The organism is Lysinibacillus sp. EB106-09-02-XG168 (assembly GCF_058791475.1).
Window position 1 is genome coordinate 1,786,876 of sequence record NZ_JBYTDN010000003.1, and the last position, 22,237, is coordinate 1,809,112.

Sequence of the window (22,237 nt, forward strand, 5' to 3'; positions counted from 1 at the left end):
AAGTGTAGCCATCGCACTAGTATGTGGTGGCTTTTTTTTGTGGAATAAACATAAATATCTATGTTGAAAAATCTCAAAACTATATTATATTCAGAAAATAAAATTGACGTGTGTCTTTGCAGCGTGTTATGTTTAATACTAATTTAATATGTATCATTACAAGTTTGAGTGAAAAAACTTTTTCGCTTAATTTAAAGGAAAATGGGTGTAAATCCCATGCTGTCCCGCAGCTGTAAATGAGGAGTTTTGTTTCTAATACCACTGAGTAAGTACTTGGGAAGGTGAAGCAAAATGAAGATTCATAAGCCAGAATGCCTGCTTGTAGTAAGATTCATTGTAGATCTACGAAAGATAGGGAGATGGATGGAAGGCTTTTAATAATGAGTTTTTCTATCCCTATTCACGTGGAATAAGGATTTTTTTTTGCATTTTTCTAATCATAGTCATGAGATTACTTTGAGTTTCAAGTTAGTATTATGGTGGAGAAACATACATATATCAATTTTCTATCACCCAAGAATAGACAGGAGCAATCATAATGATATTTTTTAAAAAAATATTACCTTTCATTCTCATACTGATGTTAACCATTGTAGCAGGCTGTTCAAGCTCGGGTGAAAGTAATGGAAGTAAAACTTCTAACGAAGGAAAGGTGATAACAGTTGGCTGGCCGCTAGATATAGGGCCTTTAAATCCGCACACCTATTTACCAAACCAAATGACTGCGCAAGCAATGGTATATGAATCATTGGTAGAATATAACGATGACGGGACAATATCGCCGAAATTAGCGAAGAGCTGGGAAATTTCTGATGATAAAACAGCTTATCTATTTCATCTTAGACAAGATGTAAAATACTCTGATGGGACAGCATTTAATGCAGATAATGTTATTCGTAATTTTAATGCGGTTTTAGCAGATCGTGATACACACTCTTGGATGGGGATGGTGAATCATATTGTAGATGTTGTGAAAGAAGACGACTATACAATTCGTCTACAATTAGATGCGCCCTATTACCCTGTATTAAATGAACTGGCTTTTGTGCGACCATTTCGCTTTTTAGGGGATAACGGATTCCCTGAAGGAGATACAACTAATAAAGGTATTAATGCTCCGGTTGGAACAGGTCCATGGGTATTAACCGAATATAAAAAAGATCAATATGCAATTTTTAGCCGCAACGAACATTATTGGGGTGAAAAGCCACTAGTTGACAAAGTAAAAGTGAAAATTATTCCTGATTCAGAATCTATTTCACTGGCATTTGAAAATGAAGAATTAGACATAATTTATGGTCGAGGCATTATTAGCTTAGATAACTACACTTTCTTAAAAGACAGTGATCAATACAAAACGGCTGTATCTGAACCTTTATCTACACGAGCATTACTTTTTAATACACAATCTGGTCCTTTAGCAGAATTAAAAGTACGCCAGGCTATTCAATACGCAGTTAATAAAGAACAAATGGTTGAAAGTATTACCCATGGTACAGAAAAAGTTGCCAATAAACTGTTTTGGGGTGCTATTCCATACGCAGATATTGAGTTAAAACCAATACTATTTAATCCAAAAAAAGCCGAGCAGCTATTAGATGAAGCAGGTTGGACATTAAAAAATGGTGATAAAATCCGTTCTAAAAATGGGCAGCCTCTTCAATTAGATTTAATCTACATTGCAACAGATGCTATCCAAAAACCAATGGCAGAATTAATGCAAGGGGAATTAGCAAAAATAGGCGTCCAATTAAACCTTGAAGGCGCCGATGTAATGGTAGGGCTCCAAAAATTAATGGATAATCAAGTAGATATTAATTTCTGGCGCACAAACGGTCCACCAACAGACCCACACAGCTTCGCAAACGAGTCAGCAACACCGAATGCAAATGGTGTTTATGAAGCGAAATTAGGCCTAGATAACGCAGCGCAAATTGATGGCAAAATACATCAATTATTAATTGGTACAGATGAAGCGGAACGTGTGCAATTGTATAAAGATATTTTAACAATGTTCCATGACCAAGCATTATTCTATCCAATTTCATATGAAACGAATAACGTTATTTACCATAAACATATGAAAGATTTTAATCCCTGTGCATCTGAATACGATATCCCTTATGCTCAAATGGATTTAAAGTAAGAGAATGAGAAGAGAGTGGGTCTACTATGACTCCTCTCTTTTTGCACTATGAAGACTTGGGAAGTGATGAAAGAAATGTACGAATCAACTTGGCTTTTTTGTTTAAAACGAGTTATTACATTACCATTTGTTTTACTAGGGGTGTCAATAATGACCTTTTTATTTATTCGTTTTGTTCCAGTAGAGCCAGCGGAGGTCATACTTAGAATGTCAGGGGTCGCCCCGACAGCAGAAGCGATACAGGCGCTACGATCGGAATTAGGCACTGATCAACCATTGTCTATTCAATATTTTATATGGCTAAAAGGTGTGTTGCACTTCGATTTTGGTTCATCATTTGTGAGTAAATTACCCGTTGCTCAAGAAATAGTAGAAAAACTGCCGGCAACTTTTGAATTAGCCCTAGCTGCATTTGTATGTATGATTTGCTTTAGTATTCCACTAGGTATTATTAGTGCACTTTATAAAAATTCAATATTTGATAGGATTGTCGGCTTATTATCTATTATCAGTGTATCCATCCCAACTTTTTGGTTAGGTTTTTTTCTTTTATACTTATTCAGTTTGAAGCTAGGCATCTTCCCGACAAATGGTAAAGGGACTATTTTACATATGATTTTACCAGCAGTATCTTTGGCATTACCAACCACTGGATTGTTTGTTCAAGCAATTCGTACAAGTGTTATAGAAGAATTACAAAAAAAATATGTTCAGTATGCATTTTTACGGGGGTTAAAAAAATCTGTTATTCTCAGTCGACACGTCTTCAAAAATGCAGCTATTCCGTTGACGACGATGCTTGGCATGACACTTGGAAATTTATTAGGTGGGGCAGTTATTGTGGAGCAAGTATTTAGCTGGCCAGGTTTAGGTCGCTACTTAATAGAATCAATTATGAATAGGGATTATCCAGTTGTGCAATGTTATGTTCTAATAATTGCTATCATCTATGTTTTTGCTAATTTATGTACAGATATATTACATCGAGTTCTTGATCCTCAGCTAATGATAGTGAGGAGGAGAGAGTAGATTGATCAAATTACACAAAAGTTTAAATGGTAAACAATTAACTAGTATAACTCTTCTCACATTTATTGGGGGATTGGGGCTTTTTGCACCGTTTATCATGCCGAATGATCCTTTTTTGGTAGATGTATCTAAAAAGTTTTTAGAACCATCATGGGCATATCCTCTCGGCACAGACCATTTAGGGCGATGTATACTTTCACGTATACTGTTAGGTATTCGCTATTCTTTAGGATCAGCTTTATTTATCCAATTAGTAGCAACCTTTTTCGCTATATGGATAGGGGCAATAGTGGCTTTTAAAAGGGGGATAATTGATTATTTTTTTATTCGTATCTGTGATATTTTATTAGCATTCCCCACGCTTGTTCTTGTTTTTGGACTTCTAGGTATTTTGGGTCCAAGCTTAAAAAATCTATTATTGGCACTTATTTTTACTCAAACTGTTTATTATTCTAGAGTTTTAAGAGGCTTATTTATAAGCGTTCATGCAAAAGAATTTATAAAAGCTGCTAAAATTAGTGGAACTTCAGGAGTTAAGCTAATCCTACGCCATTTCGTGCCAAATATAAAGGCGCCCATGCTAACTATTATTTCATTAGATTTAGGAAAAGTCATTTTAGAAATCGCTGGCTTCTCATTTATTGGATTAGGTGTTCAAGCTCCTACTCCTGAGTGGGGAATGATGATTAGTGAAGGCAAACAGTATATTCGACTACATCCTGAACTTATGCTTTATCCAGGTATAGCAATAATCATTGTAGTCCTATTATTTAACTTCATCTCTCGTCAAAGCAAGCAAGTGGATCATTGAAAGGGATTGCTATGGAAAGAAAAATCTTATTACAAGTCAAAGATTTAAATGTGCAAATAGGAGAGCAGGAAATCCTATCTTCTATTAATTTAACTGCAAATAAAGGTCGTATATTAGGTATTATCGGTGAAAGTGGTAGTGGTAAGTCGATGTTATGTCAAGCAATTATGCAATCTATTCCAGCTGTAGCAAAATCGACGGGGCAAATTTTATTTCAAAATATTGATTTATCATCTGTAACAAAAGAAAGCTTGAGAGATTATCGAGGAAGGCATATATCGATGATTACACAAAATCCTTTGGTAGCTTTTGATAGTATTCAAACAATAGAAATGCATTTTAGAGAAACATTAAAAGCGCATTACGTTTTAACTAAAAAAGAAATAAGACAGATAGCTATTTCCGCTATGAATAAAGTAAATTTACCTAATCCCGAAAAACTTTTGCAATATTATCCTTTCCAATTAAGTGGAGGGATGTTACAACGTGTCATGATTGCTCTTTCTTTTGCGATGCAACCTAAATTATATATTGCCGATGAACCTACAACAGCACTTGATACTGTCAATCAAAAGAAAATATTAACATTGTTTAATCAAATTCGAGATGAAACAAATGCGGCGATTATTCTCGTCACACATGACCTTGGTGTTATTGCTGAACTTGCCGATGAAGTTGCTGTTATGTATAAGGGAGAACTCATCGAGCAGGCGAATGTCTTTGATTTTTTTGACGCGCCACAGCATTGGTATACAAAGAAACTTTTACAATCGAGAATCACTTTTTAGAGGAGGTAGTAAATGGCTCTATTAGAGGTGACGAATGTTGAGAAGTACTATCATCAGAGGCAGTCATTTATACAAAAAAAACTAGAAATACCAGTATTACAACAGGTCACATTTTCGCTTCAGGAAGGCGAATGTTTAGGAGTAGTCGGTCAAAGTGGATCAGGAAAAAGTACATTAGCTAGGATCATTTTGGGCATAGAGAATCCGACGAGTGGAATTGTACGATTTAATAATGTAAATTTATATCAAGCTAGCTCTAAAGAAAAAAAGGGGGTTCGAAGAGATTTACAAGCTGTTTTTCAAAATAGCTTTAACTCTTTTAATCCAAAGCAAACAATTGCAGAAATAATAGAAGAACCACTTCTTAATTTTGAGAATTTTTCCAAAAGCGAAAGGCAACGTAAAGTAGAGGAGCTACTGAACTGTGTTGAGTTAGAAAACAATATTGCTAATAAATATCCTTCACAGCTTAGTGGAGGTCAACAGCAACGCGTAAATATTGCTAGAGCAATTGCAATAAAACCAAAATTAATTGTGTTAGATGAGGCTATCAGTAGCCTCGATATGATATTGCAGAAAAATATATTGCAACTACTTCAATCACTACAAAAGCAACTGAAGTTATCTTATATTTTTATTTCTCATGATTTAAATGTAATACGCTTTATATCAGATAGAATACTAGTGATGCATAAAGGCCGACTTGTTGAGGAAATCAATAAGAACGATCCATTTAAACACCCCGCTTCACTCGAACTATACGACGCTATTCTGCCTTCGCATCCCCGGGACAGACAAAAAACGTGTTAGCCTAAGGGAAGATTTAAATAAATAAAAAATCGTAGCCGATTTTATAGCTACGATTTTTTGCTGTTTTTACTATGCAAAATAAAGCTGATACATCGAAGTCTCATCGTCAATAGATTTTGCGATTTCAAAGGCTTCTTGTTGTGTGCGCTCATTAGCAATGATTTCATACATAAATCTAATGAGAAACATTAAATTGGCATTACCATCTATGTAATCATCCGGGGCTAAATAGGAGTGGCAACCGCTTTTTAAAAATGCAGTAGCTAACTGCTTTTCACCTAAAGTACAGCCAGAGGCAATAACTTTCACATCTTTTAATGTACAGTAATTTAAGATCTCGTGTGGACCGAAAAATTCACCCCTTGGTTCATTTAACTCATAAATATCCTCACCTAACTCTGGCATGCAAAAACGTCCTTCGTTCCCATGGAAGTTTAAAATTAAATAATCTATTCGATCGTCTAAATCTTCCCCAGACAAAACATCAATTAAATCATTGGGTCTTCCAATTAAATGAAGAGTCACTCGTGCACCGAATGACTCAAGTACAGAGCGTATTGCAAGCGATTCGATATCACATTCAGAGCCTACTACTAAACTAACGTATAAATCTGGTTTACTCATTTTCTACTACTCTCCCTTATTTTAGTTGTTAACAGTTTACCCTAATTTTGGTAATAACACCAACGAACAACGTGAACCCACAATGTGAAAGCCAGTTCGAAACCTACATCGTGAAATTGTTGCCGCTATGTTTGTACTACGCTTTTAAATAGCCATATTAAATTTACAGAAGTCAAGACATTTGGAGATGTGTTTAAATTTTGTAAAAAATTAGTGTTGATTTATGATAAAAGACGCACCTCTTATGGGATAAAAGGTATGATTAGGCTATACTCAAGAGGACTAATGTTAATAGTAGAATAGAGGGAGTCGTATGAAAACAACGGTAGAACGAAAACTGCAATTTGCTTTTGGTATAGTTTTAGTATTTCTATTGCTAATTACCAGTATTGCTATATACTTTTTAAATGATAATAAACACACACTTGCGGAAATCGAAAAAAATACGGAACTAATGAACTTGTATAATGATATTTCCTTTCAAACAGTTCGTGCAAATGCTGCTATTCGAGGGTATATGTTATATGGTAAAGAAGATATGCTCAACAATCATCAGGAAATACGAGAAACATTACATAAATCTATTCAGCGTATTGAAGAACTCGAACATAAAAATACGGACTTTGAACAGTTTTTAAAGCAATTAGAAACATGGGAAAAGCCTATAGATGAACAAATTGTACCGCTTTTTCAAAGTGGTGAAAAACAGCAAGCCCAGCAGTTGGCATTACCGGTTTTAGGGAAAGGCTCTCTAAAGCTTGTTGAGTTTGGGAAAACGATGGCAACCGCTCAGCAGGACGAAATGCAGGCACGTATTGAGGCTACTAAGCAAAAGGGCGACAGAAGTGGCAAAGAGATTGCTGTACTAGCAATAGTCTCCTTACTTACAAGCATTATTATTGCGACGGTTTTTGGGCGAAGAGTAGCAAAAAATATTCAGCAAACAGTAGTAGAAATGGACAAATTCTCAACTGGCAATCTACAAACGCACCTGCAATTTAAAACAAAAGATGAGTTTGCCCAACTGGCAGCTTCATTTAATTCGATGTCAGAAAAGCTTCAACGTACGATGAAGCAAGTTGGTAATTCGGCTGAACAAGTAGCAGCAACATCCGAGCAGCTCACAGCGAGTAGTATGGAAGTGACACAGGCAACAGAAGTTGTCTCAGAATCGATTCAAGATATTGCACATGGTATTGAAGAGCAGGATACATTAACAGGTGATGTACGAAACTTATCCTCACACATTTTAAAAAAGATGGATGATATATCAACGAATATTGATCATGTAAACAGTGCAACTGTAGAAACTAAAAATATGACTAGCATAGGGCGTTCCTCAGTTCGTAATGTCATTGAACAGATGAATGACATTGCGAATAATTCAGAAGAGCTAAGTACCCGCGTTAAAGACTTAGATGAAAATACAGCAGCGATCGTCTCAGCAGTCAATGTTATTAAAAATATTGCTACCCAAACAAACCTATTGGCAATCAACGCCTCTATAGAAGCGGCGCGCAGTGGTGAGCATGGTAAGGGCTTTGCTGTAGTGGCAGAAGAGGTACGAAAGCTAGCAGATGAATCGAATCTAGCAGCGGTAGATATTGAAAAGGTTGTTTTGCAAATTACTGAAGATACAAGAATTATCGAGGAAGATATGATTAGTAGTAATGATTCTGTAATGGTAGGTCGTGAAAAAGTAGATGTGGCAAGAGATAATTTCATTCAAATTGACGATGCCATTAATGATGTGCAAGCTCAAACCGAATCAGTTACAAAGGCTATTCGAACAATCCATCAAGATATTGAAAAACTTGTAAAAGAAATTGACTACATTAGCGAAGTATCCATGAAATCGAGTAGCAATGTTCAAAGTGTTGCAGCATCCTCTGAGGAACAAAATGCGGCGATGGAAGAAGTAGCGGCTGCCTCAACACATTTGGCAAAAATGGCGATTGACTTACAAGAATCCATTCAGGCATTTAAGTACTAACACGAGAACCCCTATGATCATAAAAGTTGATTCATAGGGGTTCTATGTTTAGTGGATAGTGGCAGAGAGAGCTCGATTTATGTCGAGAAAATCAAAAAAATGAAATAAGGTCTTTGAATTTAAGTATTTTGTCCGATAAAAATAGAAGAAAGAAATTTAATCGATAGGAGAAGGGGAGGTTGTGTGCTGGGGATTCTTTGAATATAAAAGGAAACCACAAAATGAGACAAAACACATTTTAAGAACTAGGAAAGACAAAAGGAGAGCTGTTGCATGAAAAGATTATTTGGAAGCTTTAAAGGTAAGCTTTACACATTATTTGCTCTTATCTTACTAATACCAGTTATTTCTGTAGGAAGCTTATCGTATTTTTCAGCAAAAAATTCGATAAAAGAAGAAATACTTGCTAGTACGGATGAAAGTGTAGAAATTTTAAATACGTTAATTGATAAAACCATTAGTGAAAAAACAAATGACATCAATGTGTTTAGCGAAATAGATTCTTCTAAGTATGAACAGCAGGGGGCAGTGGTACAAACAAAATTTCAACAATACATAAAGCTACATCCGGATGTTCTGAGCATTTATCTTGGAACAAATGAGGGCGCATTATTTGTAGAGCCCAAATCGAATAGTACTGATTACAATCCTTTAGAAAGAGATTGGTATAAAGAGGCTACAGCTTTGAAGGGAGAAGTTTTAATTACAAATCCTTATAAAGATGTAGCGACTGGAGATATGGTTGTTACAGTTGCTCGTCAGGTACAAGATCAATCTGGGGTAGTGGCAATTGATATAAAATTGACAAACCTTCAAAAAATTTCGGACTCTATTAACATCGGAAAAAGTGGATATTCTTCTATTTTTGATGAAAACAAGAGTGTCATTTCACATCCAACCATAGAAGCGGGTACCGAATTAAACGAAAGCTTCCTCGACAAAATGTATGACAGCAAATCTGGTACGTATAATTATGTCTTTGACGGTGATGACCGTATTATGTTCTATACAACAAATGAACTGACAAACTGGAAAATCACAGGCACAATTTTTGCAAAGGAAATTGACGAATCAGCATCACCTATTTTGGAAAAAACGTTTCTCGTACTAATTGCTGCGATTGTAATCAGTTCGATTGTATTCTTTTTTGTTATGAAGGCAATTATAAGACCGATTAGATCACTAAAGGATAGTGCAGTAACTATTAGTAAAGGTGATTTAACAGAGAAAGTGGCAATCACTTCTCATGACGAGATTGGACAGCTAGGACAAGCCTTTAACGATATGCAAGACAGTTTAAGAACTCTTATTCAAAAAATTGAACAAAATGCTGAAGAGGTAGCATCGTCTGCAGAAGAGCTAACAGCCAATGCCACTCAAACGAGCATAGCGACAGAAAAGGTGGCCATTTCGATTCAAGATGTTGCGTCGAGCGCAGACACGCAAACAACGAGTGCCACTAAAAATGCAGAATCGTTACAGGAACTTTCTAAGGCTATTCTTCATATCGCGGAGATTTCTTCTACTGTGACGGATCTTTCACAGCATGCAACGCTACAAGCAAATGAAGGTGGACAGGCAGTCCAGGATACAAAAGATCAAATGCAGTCTATTCATATATCGGTGACCGATTCAAACATGAAAATTCAAACGCTACATGAACGCTCTAAGCAAATTACGTCCATTTTAGATGTGATTACAAGCATTGCAGATCAAACGAACTTACTTGCTCTCAATGCAGCGATTGAGGCAGCAAGAGCAGGGGAGCACGGAAAAGGCTTTGCAGTTGTTGCTGATGAAGTAAGAAAGCTAGCGGAGCAATCACAGGAATCTGCACAACAAATTTTCGAGCTAATCAATGGTATTCAATTAGAAACAGAACAATCGGTAAACATCATGGCAAAAGTTACAGAGGATGTTCAAAATGGACTACAAGTATCGGATGAAGCCATCACTAAATTCCAAATGATTAAAACGAGCATGGATAAAATTACTCCTAAAATGGAAGAGGTATCTTCTGCTTCTGAGCAGATGTCAGCAAGTGTACAAGAGGTGACTGCTGTTACGGAAGATTTGGCATTTTCAGCACAAGGAAATGCAACTGCCTCAGAGGATGTCGCAGCGTCTACAGAGGAACAATTAGCTTCGATGGAAGAGATTAATGCTTCTGCACAAGCGCTTGCGCATATGGCAGATGAGTTAAAACAGCTCATTAGTCAATTTAAATATTAATAGACATACGAAAAATGCCATTCCTCCTTTGAGGGGTGGCATTTTAGATTGTTGAAAAACTATTGTGTCAATGAGATTAAGATTACATTTTAAATAAAGTATGGCTCTTCGGCAAAACGAATGGGCGCTTTTTTAAGCGTTTATAATAGTAAGAGTTTGTTTTTCTGATAAAACAGGATTTTGTTTTGATAAATCTTAAAAGTGTTCATACAAAAATGAACTAAAGCAGCTTTAGCGATACTGTTTTGAGCTATAGGAAAATATTCGCAAAGATTTCCTTAAGTATTTTGATTTTCAACACTAATAAACGAGAATGGGACTTAACTAATTGATCGAAATGAAAAAGAGAAATCTAATAGCATCGATTTCTCTTTTTTCTTGATTAACCAAGTCATTCTATTTTTTTATCTTATTTAATAAGGGGTGTATATTTCCGGAGATTTAATGGCACCAATAAAGCCTATTTCGTTTTCAACCTTTTATTAACCACGAACAGGAACACGGACAGAAAATCGAATGTGACAAAAATTAGCCTTTAAGAATCCAAAAACAGGCTCTACATTGATTTTTCGTTGTCGATAGATGGTACCTGGTTTTTCTTGTGAAATCTCTCTTCCCACTTTTCTGAAAGCAACACGGTTTTATCTGTGCGAAAGCAACAATTATGCCAATGGTAAATCAAAAAAATGAAAAAAAGGGTTTGAAATGAAGTATTTCGTCCGATAAAAGCCTTGGGTGAAATTTCATCGATAAAAGAAACACAAAAATATATATCTTAATAATTTTGAAGAAAAAGGAGAACTGTTGCATGAAAAAATTATTTAAAAGTTTTAAGGGTAAGCTCTACACGTTATTTGCTCTTATCTTATTAGTCCCAGTTATTTCTGTAGGAAGCTTATCATATCTTTCAGCAAAAAATTCGATAAAAGAAGAAATACTTTTTAGTGCGGATGAAAGTGTTAAAATTTTGAATACGTTAATTGATAGTGCTATTAGCACAAAAATGAATGAAATCATTACTTTTAGTGAGGAAATAAATTCTTCAAAGTACGGACAGAAGGAAACTACAATACTACCAAATTTTCAAGAATATATGAAGTTGAGTCCAGATGTTTTAAGCATTTATGTAGGAACAAATGACGGAACATTTATTCAAGAACCAAAAATAAATGGTGCGGATTATAATCCCTTGGAAAGGGATTGGTATAAAGAGGCTAAGGCGTTAAAAGGTGAGACTTTAATTACAAGTCCATACATAGATGCAGGGACTGGAGAAATGGTCGTAACAGTTGCTCGTCAGCTAAAAGATCAATCTGGTGTAGTGGCAATTGATATAAAATTGACAGACATTCAAAAACTTTCGGACTCTATAAAAATAGGGAAAAATGGATATCCTTCTATTTTTGGTGAGAATAATTTGGTCATTTCACATCCGACTTTAGAACCGGGTGGCGAATTAAAGGAAAGCTTCCTTGACAAAATATACGACGACAAATCGGGAACGTTTGAATATGTCTTTGACGGTGATGACCGTATTATGTTCTATACAACAAATGAACTGACAAACTGGAAAATTACCGGCACAATTTTTGCAAAGGAAATTGACCAATCAGCATCACCTATTTTGAAAAAAACGTTTCTCGTACTAATTGCTGCGATTGTAATCAGTTCGATTGTATTCTTTTTTGTCATGAAGGCAATTATAAGACCAATTAGATCACTAAAGGATAGTGCAGTAACTATTAGTAAAGGTGATTTAACAGAGAAGGTGATAATCACTTCTCATGACGAGATTGGGCAGCTAGGACAAGCCTTTAACGATATGCAAGACAGTTTAAGAACTCTTATTCAAAAAATTGAACAAAATGCTGAAGAGGTAGCATCGTCTGCAGAAGAGCTAACAGCCAATGCTAATCAAACGAGCATTGCTACAGAAAAGGTGGCCATTTCGATTCAAGATGTTGCGTCGAGCGCAGACACGCAAACGACGAGTGCCACTAAGAATGCAGAATCGTTACAGGAACTTTCTAAGGCTATTCTTCATATCGCGGAGATCTCTTCTACTGTGACAGATCTTTCACAGCATGCAACGCTACAGGCAGACGAAGGTGGCAAGGCAGTTCGAGATACAAAAGATCAAATGCAATCTATTCATGTATCGGTGACCGATTCCAACACGAAAATTCAATCACTACATGAACGCTCTCAGCAAATTACATCTATTTTAGATGTGATTACAAGCATTGCAGATCAAACGAACTTACTTGCTCTCAATGCAGCGATTGAGGCAGCAAGAGCAGGGGAGCACGGAAAAGGCTTTGCAGTTGTTGCTGATGAAGTTAGAAAGTTGGCGGAGCAATCACAGACATCTGCACAACAAATTTTCGAGTTAATCCATGGCATCCAGTTAGAAACAGAACAATCCGTAAACATCATGGCAAAAGTTACAGAGGATGTTCAAAATGGTCTACATGTATCGGATGAAGCTATCACGAAGTTCCAAGTGATTATGTCAAGTATGGATGCGATTACTCCTAAAATGGAAGAGGTATCTTCTGCCTCTGAACAAATGTCAGCAAGTGTACAAGAGGTGACTGCTGTTACGGAAGATTTGGCATTCTCAGCACAAGGAAATGCAACTGCCTCAGAGGATGTGGCAGCGTCTACAGAGGAACAATTAGCTTCGATGGAAGAAATTAATGCTTCTGCACAAGCGCTTGCGCATATGGCAGATGAGTTAAAACAGCTCATTAGTCAATTTAAATATTAATTATAAATATAAAAAAACGCCATTCCGTTTGAGGAATGGCGTTTTCGAATAATTATCGATCTTCTTCCCAGCAATCAGTATTTTTCAATGTTGGGATTGATTTTGCATAAAATACAGGATTTTTGCCTGCATTACGTTGCATTGTAAAGTCGTCTAACACTTTGAAGGCAATTTTACCAAGTAACAGGATAATCGTAATATTGATGATAGCCATTAGTCCCATGAATAGGTCTGCTAAATTCCAAACAAGATCTACTTGCGCAAGAGAACCAAACATAACCATAGCAAGAACTAAAATACGGTAGCCAAACATCCAACCTTTATGAGCATTCATAAATTCAATATTAGATTCACCGTAATAGTAATTTCCGACAATAGAACTAAATGCAAAGAAAATAATCGCAATAGCGATAAAGTAAGGAGCCCATCCACCTACATGTACAGCTAAGGAATTTTGTGTAAGAATAATTCCATTACTTTCACCAGTATTATATAGACCCGCTAAAATAATGATAAACGCTGTTGCAGAACAAATCATAATTGTATCAAAAAATACACCTAAGCTTTGCACTAATCCTTGCTTTGCAGGGTGTGATGTATTAGCTGTAGCTGCGGCATTAGGAACACTACCCATACCGGCTTCATTAGAAAATAAGCCACGGCGTACACCTTGCATAATGGCAGCACCAATCGCACCACCAGCAGCTTCCTGAAGACCAAACGCTTCTGTGAAAATCAGTTTGAAAACGGCAGGTATTTCAGTCAGATTCGTAACAATAACAAATAGGGCTACAGCTAAATAGAAAACCGCCATCACGGGTACAAGTACTTGCGTAACTTTTACAATTCTATGTACGCCACCAAAAATAATCATGGCTGTTAACACAACTAATATAATACCAATGATATAAGGCTTAATATTAAATGCCTCACCTACAGAAGTTGCAATCGTATTCGATTGTACCGCATTAAAAATAAAGCCAAAGCTTAACGTTAAAAGAATTCCAAAAATAACCCCTAATTTACGTTGACCTAACGCTTTTTCCATATAATATGCTGGTCCACCACGGAACGTATCGCCATCCTTTACTTTGTACACCTGTGCAAGCGTACTTTCAATAAAGGCAGTCGCCATTCCTAAGATGGCAATAATCCACATCCAAAAAACTGCTCCAGGTCCACCTACACCGATTGCTAATGCAACACCTGTAATATTCCCAGTACCTACACGTGAGGCTGCGCTAATCGTAAAGGCTTGGAACGGAGAAACACCTGAATCTCCCTCTCTTTTCTCCACTATTAAACGAAACATTTCAGGGAAAAGTCGAATTTGGACAAATTTTGTGCCAAATGAAAAATACAATCCAGCAACTAATAACAATGTAATAATGCAATATGTCCATAAAATATTATTAGTATCACCTACAATATTCGTTAACCATTCCATTTGCTTTCCTCCAATCTCAATACGCTTTAGTCTACACTGTTTTTTTGCAATATATCCACTTTTTGAAAATACAGAATTATATTAATTTTTTGCGTGTTGTAATGTTTTTACAATATTTGATACGTCTAGTCCGAGATGTTATAAGTAATGGATTATTTTGTCGAAATTATACCGGATAAAAATGATTAAATGAAACGAAAGAAAAGTGCATGTTGTATAAAAAAGGAGGTACGGTATCGTGTTTTACTTTCTTTTGTATTGGCATTTTTCGTTATGATTATGTTATTGATCATATTTGAGGGGAATATCACTTTTTTGTTTCCTATGTTTCCATCATTAGATATTTACTCTTCTTAAAATGAAAAGCGGAAGAAATGGAGGAAGGGGATTACAAATGGTAAAGTTTTTGAAAATTCCTTTATTTGCTGTAGCTTTTTAGTATAATAATAAAATCATTGTATAATTAACCAGAGTTTGGTATGTAATTTATTGAAACCAAGTCGATTAGAATGAAGACTGACGCCCGCAAAAAAAGGCGTTAGTCGGAGCGGAAATCAACATGATGTAATGTGTATTCAGTCAAATTAAAGGGGGAATTCGTATGAAAACTATTGGCATGATTGGTGGTATGAGCTGGGAGTCTTCTGCTGAGTATTACCGTCTTATGAATCAAGAGGTAAAGACACAATTAGGAGGCTTACATTCAGCCAAATGTATTTTGTATAGTGTAGATTTTCAAGAAATTGAGCTTTATCAAGCTGAGGGAGATTGGGAGAAGGCTGGACAAGTGCTGGGAGAAGCAGCACAATCTTTAGAGAGTGCAGGGGCAGATTTTATTATCATTTGTACAAATACAATGCACAAAGTTATAGATATCGTTGCCGCAAAGATCCAGATACCGATTTTACATATAGCTGATGCGACAGCAAATCAAATAGAAAAAGCTAGTTTACAGAAAGTTGCCCTTCTTGGGACAAAGTACACGATGGAACAAGATTTCTATAAAGCTAGAGTAGAGGGATTTGACATTGAAGTGATTGTTCCACTTGCTGACGAGCGTACTGAGGTCAATCGTATCATTTATGAAGAATTATGTTTGGGCCAAATTGAACAAACATCGAAGGAATATTATTTACAGGTGATTGAAAACCTTGTGCAGTCGGGAGCACAAGGAATTATATTAGGCTGTACAGAGATAGGATTACTAATTAAACAGGGAGATCTGAACGTGCCTGTTTTTGATACAACAATTCTTCATGCAAAGGCTGCAGTAAATATGGCGATTCATAAGGGGAAGTAATATGAAAGTACGAGAGATGGGAATCGTTATTGGAACAATATCCACTGGTGAGAAAAATTGTATTACCGATGTAGCTGACGTGCATGTAGGTCATGTAACGCTCGATGAGAAATTGAATCAAGACGGCGCTTATGCCTGTACAGGGGTAACAGCGATTTTACCGCATGGTGGCAATTTATTTCAGCAAAAAGTTACTGCTGCAAGCTATGTGATAAATGGTTTTGGGAAAACGACAGGGCTCGTTCAAGTGAATGAACTAGGAGTAATTGAATCACCAATTATGCTAACGAATACATTTGGCGTTCCAGCTGTAACACAAGGAACGTTACAATTTATGCTAGATTCGAATAGTGAAATAGGTTATTCAACAGGAACAATTAATATCGTAGTTGGGGAATGTAACGATAGCTATTTAAACTCTATTCGAGAATGTCCTATCACACCGGAACATGCTGTGGAAGCAATCCGCAACGCATCAAATGTAACAGCAGAGGAAGGGGCAGTTGGTGCAGGAAAAGGAATGATGTGCTTTGGCTATAAAGGTGGGATTGGCTCATCTTCCCGAATTGTGACGCATGAGTCAACGAACTACACGGTAGGATGTATGGTCCTTAGTAATTTCGGGCAAAGCTCAGAGTTTCAAGCACATCGATATAATGCTTCGAACTGTCAAAGTGAATCGACATTATCTCAGACTGATGGCTCAATTATCATCGTACTTGCCACGGATGCGCCGCTTAGTAGTCGTCAACTGACACGTGTCATTAAACGCTGTGGTATTGGATTAGGACGTACAGGCAGTCATTTTTCACATGGTAGTGGAGATATAGTTATTGGCTTTACAACAGCCCATCATATCGCTCATCTATCAGATCAGCTAGTCGAGACACGTACACAACTACGTGAGGATCATCCTATCATGAATCAATTATTTGCAGCTGCTGCAGAAGCAACAGAGGAAGCCATTTTAAATTCATTATCACAGGCACAAACTACTGTTGGCCGAAATGGACATAAAGTTGAAGCTATCGATTTTAGCTCTATAAATAGACATGAACCTCTTTAGTTTTAGTGCTCGAAATATTAATAAAAATACTATATAGTTGGCCTATTTAGTAACTTCGAAATAATTATGAGAGTTAACCTCCATTTTGACTATTATCAAAATGGAGGTTTTTTTACTAATTACAAGTGCTATATAAGTTGATTGGAGAGAAGCGAAGCGGCTTATCGAACGCCCCCAGGAAGCTTTGCTCTGTGCGAAAGCGAAGCGTCAACACCAAAGCGCCCAGTTGGAACGGAAATCAACTACTCGTTATGGTGAGGAAACTTAGAGAAGGCTTAAATCGGTCAATTTTTATTATATTTCGGTAATCTTCTACCCTATCCACGAATAAAATTCCTAAATAGGTGAAAATACATCGCCTTTCGACTGCTTGCACCAATGATTTGGCGCATCTTGTTAAAAAAACAGAGAATAGCAATTACTCTGGAAGATTTCTTTTTTTATCTAGTCAATAAATTTAAGGTATGATACATTCGATAAAACTGAATTATCTAAAAATTTTATCAAAACCTGAAATCGGAGGTGTGAACTATACATGACCCCATCTTTCAACCCATTGAGGTAAATAAAACTTCAATGGGGGAATCTACTCCAGCAATTTGTGAAAATGGCGAGCCATTCATTCAAATCGGGGAAGAACATTCGAGGATTTTTGTTAACCCAATTTACTATCAACAAAAAATACCAAACAGTTTACAAGCAATTTATTTACGTCAAGGTGTCTATGAGCGATTAACACAAGCGCTGTTATTTTTACCTAAAACTTTTAGTCTTATTTTATATGATGGCTATCGTCCATTCCAAGTGCAGCAATTTTTGTTTGTGAATTTTTCAAAGCAAATAGCACAGCTTTATCCCCATTTTACTGAGCAAGAGGTTGTAAGAGAAACGCGTAAGTATGTTGCGTTTCCTAGCATTGATCAAGCTCATCTTGCCCCACATTTAACAGGTGGAGCAATTGATCTGACACTAGGAGATCTAGAAGGTAATGCTTTAAATTTAGGTTCAGCATTTGATGAAATCAGTGAAAAGTCTGCGACACGCTATTTTGAACAACATCCAGAGGAAGATTGGGAAGCCTGTGTACATCGACGTCTTCTATATAACTGTATGACGATAGTTGGCTTTACGAATTATTCAGAGGAATGGTGGCATTACGATTTTAATAATGTTTCATGGGCAAGACGTGTAGGTGCGCTAGAAGCTAGTTATGGGGCTGTGGAAGCAATGATCCAAGACAATAATGTAAAGGAGTTTCGATTTCTATGAAGGTCTATATTAGTGCAGATATTGAGGGAATTACAGGCACAACAGCTTGGAGTGAGACGGAGCTAAACGCGCCAGATTATCAGTTTTTCCAAAAGCAAATGACAAAGGAAGTAGAAGCCGCTATAGAGGGGGCTATTCGTGGTGGAGCAACCGAAATTTTATTAAAGGATGCCCATGATTCAGCACGTAATCTAGATATTTCTAATTTACCAGTAAATTGCAAGATTATTCGAGGTTGGACGTATGACCCGATGTGTATGGTCGCGGGACTTGATAAGAGCTTTGATCGAGCGATTTTTATTGGTTACCACAGTAAAGGGGGAAGTGCGCGTAATCCTTTGGCACATACGCTTTGTGTTTTTGCGGATGTGAAAATTAATGGGGAGTATGCAAGTGAATTTTTAATTAATACGTACGCGGCTGCTTTACATGGTGTTCCTGTTTCATTTGTTAGTGGAGATGTGGGGTTAACAGAGGAAATTCAATCAATCAATGATCATATCCTCACATTTGCTACAAAAGAAGGGATCGGAAATGCGACTATTAGTGTCAGCCCACAGTTGACGATTAAAGAAACGAAACGACTTGTTGAGGACTCAATGAAAGTTCCTCGGGAAGATTTGCAAGTTCCATTACCGGAGCGCTTTGTAGTGGAAATCATTTATCGTGATCATACGCGTGCATATCGAAACTCGTTCTATCCCAATGCTACATTTAAACCACATAATACAGTGGAATTCGTAACGGATAATTTTTATGAGGTGCTTCGAATATTACAATTCTTAACATAAGCAATGAAAAGGTAGGTGAATGGATGAAAATAAAAAATATTATCGTAGGGAAAGTAGAAGCACCGCTTATAACACCGTTTAAAACAGCTTTAAGAACAGTGCATAGCATTCACAATATTGCCGTCTATGTTCACACTGATGATGGGCAAATAGGTATCGGTGAAGCGGCACCGACTGCAGCCATTACTGGTGAAACACTAGGGTCCATTTCGCACGCTATAGAAGATTATATCAAGCCAGCCATTATCGGGATGGATATTGAAGAATTGTCATCAATCATGGAGCGAATCGACAGCAGTATTTATCAAAACACCAGTGCGAAAGCCGCCGTAGATATGGCGGTTTATGATTTATTGGCGAAACACTATCAAACACCTCTGTATAAATTACTAGGGGGCTATCGGAAAGAATTAATTACAGATATTACGATAAGTGTAAATGATTCTGAAGAAATGGTGAAGGATAGTATAGCCGCTGTTCAACGAGGTTTTCAAATTTTAAAAATCAAGGTGGGGAAAGATCCAGCAGGTGATGTAGAGCGAGTTGTTGCAATTCGAGATGCAGTTGGACACGCCATAACATTACGGGTGGACGCGAATCAGGGCTGGACACCAAAGCAGGCTGTACAAATTATTGGCGCACTTGAAGATGCAGGTACGAATGTTGAATTAGTTGAGCAGCCTGTTCATAGCCATGATCTAGTGGGAATGCAATTCGTGACGGCTAATACAATGACAAATATTTTGGCGGATGAAAGTGTTTTCTCTGCAAAAGATGCCTATACAATTATTGAAAAGCGAGCTGCAGATTTGATTAATATTAAGCTCATGAAAACAGGAGGTATTTATCAAGCACAGAAAATTTGCCACATTGCGGAGGCAAACGACATACAATGCATGATTGGCTGTATGTTAGAGACAAAAATTAGCGTAAGTGCTGCTGCACATTTTGCCGCATCACAGAAAAATATCACGATGGTAGATTTAGATGGACCGAGTTTATGTGTGAAAGATCCTATTGCTGGGGGTCCAAAATTTGAAAATGATCGAATTAGGATGACAGATGCGGTTGGGGTAGGATTTTCAATGTAGCTCAGTGGAAGTGTTTCATCCTCCACTGATGAACAAAACGGGCTTTTACGGGTAGTTAATCTCCCCGCTTATATATCTTGAAGTGGGAGTCTTGTACTGAACGCTTTCGCTTACAGTACATATAAATCTCTACCCGTTTATGCGAGATAAAAAGATTGCTAGGGGGATGCTTATTATGAAAAGATATTGGATGCTTTTCGCGTGTCTAGTTGTAATGCTTTGTGCAGCCTGTAGTGACGATTCATCAAGTGAAAAAAAATCAGAATATCGGGTTGTTTATTCGGGGGAAATAAAAACGCTAAATTACTTAAAAACTTCTGAAACGAATGAGTTTGCTGTTGCAGCGAACTTAGTTGATGGATTAATTGAGTATGATAATTATGGTGTTGTGCAACCGGGCTTAGCGAAAGAATGGTCATCAAATGAAGATGCTACTGTTTGGACGTTCAAGCTTCGTGACGATGCAAAATGGGTTACACATGACGGTAAAGAGTATGCGGATGTTGTTGCTCAAGATTTCGTAGATGGCTTACTTTATGTACTTGATGCAAAAAATGAATCATCGACAGCTTGGATTGCGACGGTCGTGAAAAATGGGGAAGCCTTCTATAACGGTGATATGACTGACTTTACGAAGGTAGGCATTAAGGCGGTAGATAAGCAGACAGTGGAATATACTTTAGAAACGCCTACACCTTATTTCCTGTCGATGTTGAACTACGTCTGCTTCTTCCCAGTTAACGGGAAGTTTATAGAAGAAAAAGGTGATAGTTTTGGAACAACTCGTGAAAATTTCCTATATAACGGATCCTTTATTTTAGATAAATTTGAACCTCAAAATGAGCGTGTACTTGTGAAAAATGATACGTATTGGGATAAAGACGATGTACTGATTGATCGTATTCGCTATAAATACAATAAAGAAGCGGCTACAGTAGCACCAGAATTATTTTTACGAGGAGAAATCGATTCAGCGAGTATTCCAACTTCTATTATTGATGAGTGGTTTAAAGACGAAAAGAAAAAAACACAAATCCGTCAAACACAAAATAACTTCTATACGTACTTCTTTGCATTAAACTTCAATCCACAGTTTGATGCAGAATACGAGCCTGAAAATTGGAAGAAAGCGGTCAATAATAAAGATTTCCGAAAATCATTGTTCCATGCGCTTGACCGCGAATCTGCGATGCTTACGTTAGAACCTTATAATCCTAAAGATTTACTGAGCAACACAATTACACCTAAAAACTTTGTCAACGTAGAGGGAGTTGACTATACACAATTAAAACCATTAGCTAATCTTACGAACACCGATTCCTTTAATAAGGAAAAAGCATTAGAGTACAAGGAAAAAGCGAAAAAAGCGCTAGAAGGGAAAGTAACTTTCCCGGTAAAAGTGTTAATGCCTTATAACGCTGGTAGTCCAGATTGGGCAAATCGTTCACAAGTCGTTGAGCAGCAGATTGAAAAATTATTAGGTACTGATTATGTAGACGTTATTGTAGAGGCCGGACCATCAACAGGCTTTTTAGCGGAGGTTCGTAAACCTGGTAAATTTGCATTCCTTGAAGCTAACTGGGGTCCAGACTATGCCGATCCATCAACGTATACGGATCCATTCACTGCAGACGGTACTTATAATAAACCGGAGCTAGCTGAAGGTTATACAGAAGCAAACGGAAAAACAAAATATCAAAACTTAGTAGACGAAGCAAAAGAGACAATCGATACAGCAAAACGTTACGAGTTGTTTGCGAAAGCGGAAGCGTTCTTAATTGATGAGGCATTTGTCATTCCTTATTCAGTAGGAGGTAGTGGCTATGTTGCTTCTAAATTAAATCCATTTGAGGCTCAATACTCCCCATTTGGTGTGACGGCCGAGAAATTTAAAGGTCAGCGAGTTTTAGAAAAACCAATGAGTAACGAGGAGTTTAAAGAAGCTTTAGTGAAGTGGGAGCAAGAACGGGCGGATGCGTTAGCTAACGCATCGAAATAATTGAAAATTCAATCATTTAAAACCCTATCCCGATAATTGTTAGTTGTATCAATCGATTATTAGGGTAGTTA

16 protein-coding genes and 1 riboswitch are annotated in these 22,237 nt (G+C 37.0%); of the genes, 14 read left to right on the top strand and 2 right to left on the bottom strand.

From position 1 onward, the window contains the following. Positions 1 to 143 precede the first annotated feature (143 nt). Positions 144 to 337, top strand: a riboswitch (cobalamin riboswitch). Between the two features lie 201 nt (positions 338 to 538). The 5 genes from nikA (at position 539) to AC3WSO_RS09450 (ending at position 5,584) form a co-directional block, all read left to right on the top strand. Then, a complete protein-coding gene (gene nikA, locus AC3WSO_RS09430) occupies positions 539 to 2,146 on the top strand; it encodes a nickel ABC transporter substrate-binding protein (RefSeq protein WP_492530363.1) in 1,608 nt (535 codons plus the stop codon). A 75-nt stretch (positions 2,147 to 2,221) separates the two neighbouring features. Continuing rightward, a complete protein-coding gene (nikB, locus tag AC3WSO_RS09435) occupies positions 2,222 to 3,175 on the top strand; it encodes a nickel ABC transporter permease (protein ID WP_492534295.1) in 954 nt (317 codons plus the stop codon). A gap of 1 nt (position 3,176) precedes the next feature. After that, complete coding sequence (locus tag AC3WSO_RS09440; protein ID WP_492530364.1) at positions 3,177 to 3,986, top strand: ABC transporter permease subunit; 810 nt, start codon at positions 3,177 to 3,179, stop codon at positions 3,984 to 3,986. 11 nt (positions 3,987 to 3,997) lie between these two features. Continuing rightward, positions 3,998 to 4,774 carry an ABC transporter ATP-binding protein gene (locus tag AC3WSO_RS09445; RefSeq protein WP_492530365.1) on the top strand — a complete coding sequence of 259 codons (777 nt, stop codon included), beginning with the start codon at positions 3,998 to 4,000 and terminating at the stop codon, positions 4,772 to 4,774. A gap of 12 nt (positions 4,775 to 4,786) precedes the next feature. Continuing rightward, positions 4,787 to 5,584 (top strand): ABC transporter ATP-binding protein, encoded by a 798-nt coding sequence (locus AC3WSO_RS09450; protein WP_492530366.1) that lies wholly within the window; start codon positions 4,787 to 4,789, stop codon positions 5,582 to 5,584. A gap of 69 nt (positions 5,585 to 5,653) precedes the next feature. On the opposite strand, the gene AC3WSO_RS09455 is transcribed toward AC3WSO_RS09450, so the two are convergent. Next, the gene (locus AC3WSO_RS09455; RefSeq protein WP_492530367.1) at positions 5,654 to 6,208 is read right to left on the bottom strand and encodes a delta-aminolevulinic acid dehydratase; all 555 of its coding nucleotides are present in this window, start codon (positions 6,206 to 6,208) and stop codon (positions 5,654 to 5,656) included. 313 nt (positions 6,209 to 6,521) lie between these two features. Between AC3WSO_RS09455 and AC3WSO_RS09460 the strand changes: the two genes are divergently transcribed. From AC3WSO_RS09460 to AC3WSO_RS09470, 3 genes are all read left to right on the top strand, one after another. Continuing rightward, positions 6,522 to 8,201, top strand: coding sequence for a methyl-accepting chemotaxis protein (locus tag AC3WSO_RS09460; protein ID WP_492530368.1), 1,680 nt, complete (start codon positions 6,522 to 6,524; stop codon positions 8,199 to 8,201). 273 nt (positions 8,202 to 8,474) lie between these two features. After that, positions 8,475 to 10,433, top strand: a complete 1,959-nt coding sequence (locus tag AC3WSO_RS09465) for a methyl-accepting chemotaxis protein (RefSeq protein WP_492530369.1) — start codon at positions 8,475 to 8,477, stop codon at positions 10,431 to 10,433. A gap of 808 nt (positions 10,434 to 11,241) precedes the next feature. After that, complete coding sequence (locus tag AC3WSO_RS09470; RefSeq protein ID WP_492530370.1) at positions 11,242 to 13,203, top strand: methyl-accepting chemotaxis protein; 1,962 nt, start codon at positions 11,242 to 11,244, stop codon at positions 13,201 to 13,203. A 52-nt stretch (positions 13,204 to 13,255) separates the two neighbouring features. Here the strand turns inward: AC3WSO_RS09470 and AC3WSO_RS09475 are convergent, their stop codons facing one another. Beyond that, positions 13,256 to 14,650, bottom strand: a complete 1,395-nt coding sequence (locus AC3WSO_RS09475) for an alanine/glycine:cation symporter family protein (RefSeq protein WP_492530371.1) — start codon at positions 14,648 to 14,650, stop codon at positions 13,256 to 13,258. Positions 14,651 to 15,251: 601 nt separating this feature from the next. On the opposite strand from AC3WSO_RS09475, the gene AC3WSO_RS09480 reads away from it, so the two are divergent. The 6 genes from AC3WSO_RS09480 to AC3WSO_RS09505 all read left to right on the top strand — a co-directional run bounded on the left by AC3WSO_RS09480 (position 15,252) and on the right by AC3WSO_RS09505 (position 22,166). Continuing rightward, a complete protein-coding gene (locus AC3WSO_RS09480; RefSeq protein ID WP_492530372.1) occupies positions 15,252 to 15,950 on the top strand; it encodes an aspartate/glutamate racemase family protein in 699 nt (232 codons plus the stop codon). Position 15,951: 1 nt separating this feature from the next. After that, complete coding sequence (locus tag AC3WSO_RS09485) at positions 15,952 to 17,016, top strand: DmpA family aminopeptidase (protein WP_492530373.1); 1,065 nt, start codon at positions 15,952 to 15,954, stop codon at positions 17,014 to 17,016. 576 nt (positions 17,017 to 17,592) lie between these two features. Continuing rightward, on the top strand, positions 17,593 to 18,285 hold the full coding sequence (locus AC3WSO_RS09490; RefSeq protein WP_492530374.1) for a M15 family metallopeptidase: 693 nt from the start codon (positions 17,593 to 17,595) through the stop codon (positions 18,283 to 18,285). Further along, entirely contained in the window at positions 18,282 to 19,076 is a 795-nt protein-coding gene (locus AC3WSO_RS09495) for a M55 family metallopeptidase (protein ID WP_349658651.1), read from the top strand. Before AC3WSO_RS09490 ends, AC3WSO_RS09495 begins: the two co-directional genes overlap by 4 nt. Before the next feature lie 23 nt (positions 19,077 to 19,099). Beyond that, a complete protein-coding gene (locus tag AC3WSO_RS09500) occupies positions 19,100 to 20,167 on the top strand; it encodes a dipeptide epimerase (RefSeq protein ID WP_492530375.1) in 1,068 nt (355 codons plus the stop codon). Between the two features lie 175 nt (positions 20,168 to 20,342). After that, positions 20,343 to 22,166 (top strand): peptide ABC transporter substrate-binding protein, encoded by a 1,824-nt coding sequence (locus tag AC3WSO_RS09505; RefSeq protein WP_492530376.1) that lies wholly within the window; start codon positions 20,343 to 20,345, stop codon positions 22,164 to 22,166. The last annotated feature ends 71 nt before the right edge of the window (positions 22,167 to 22,237 follow it).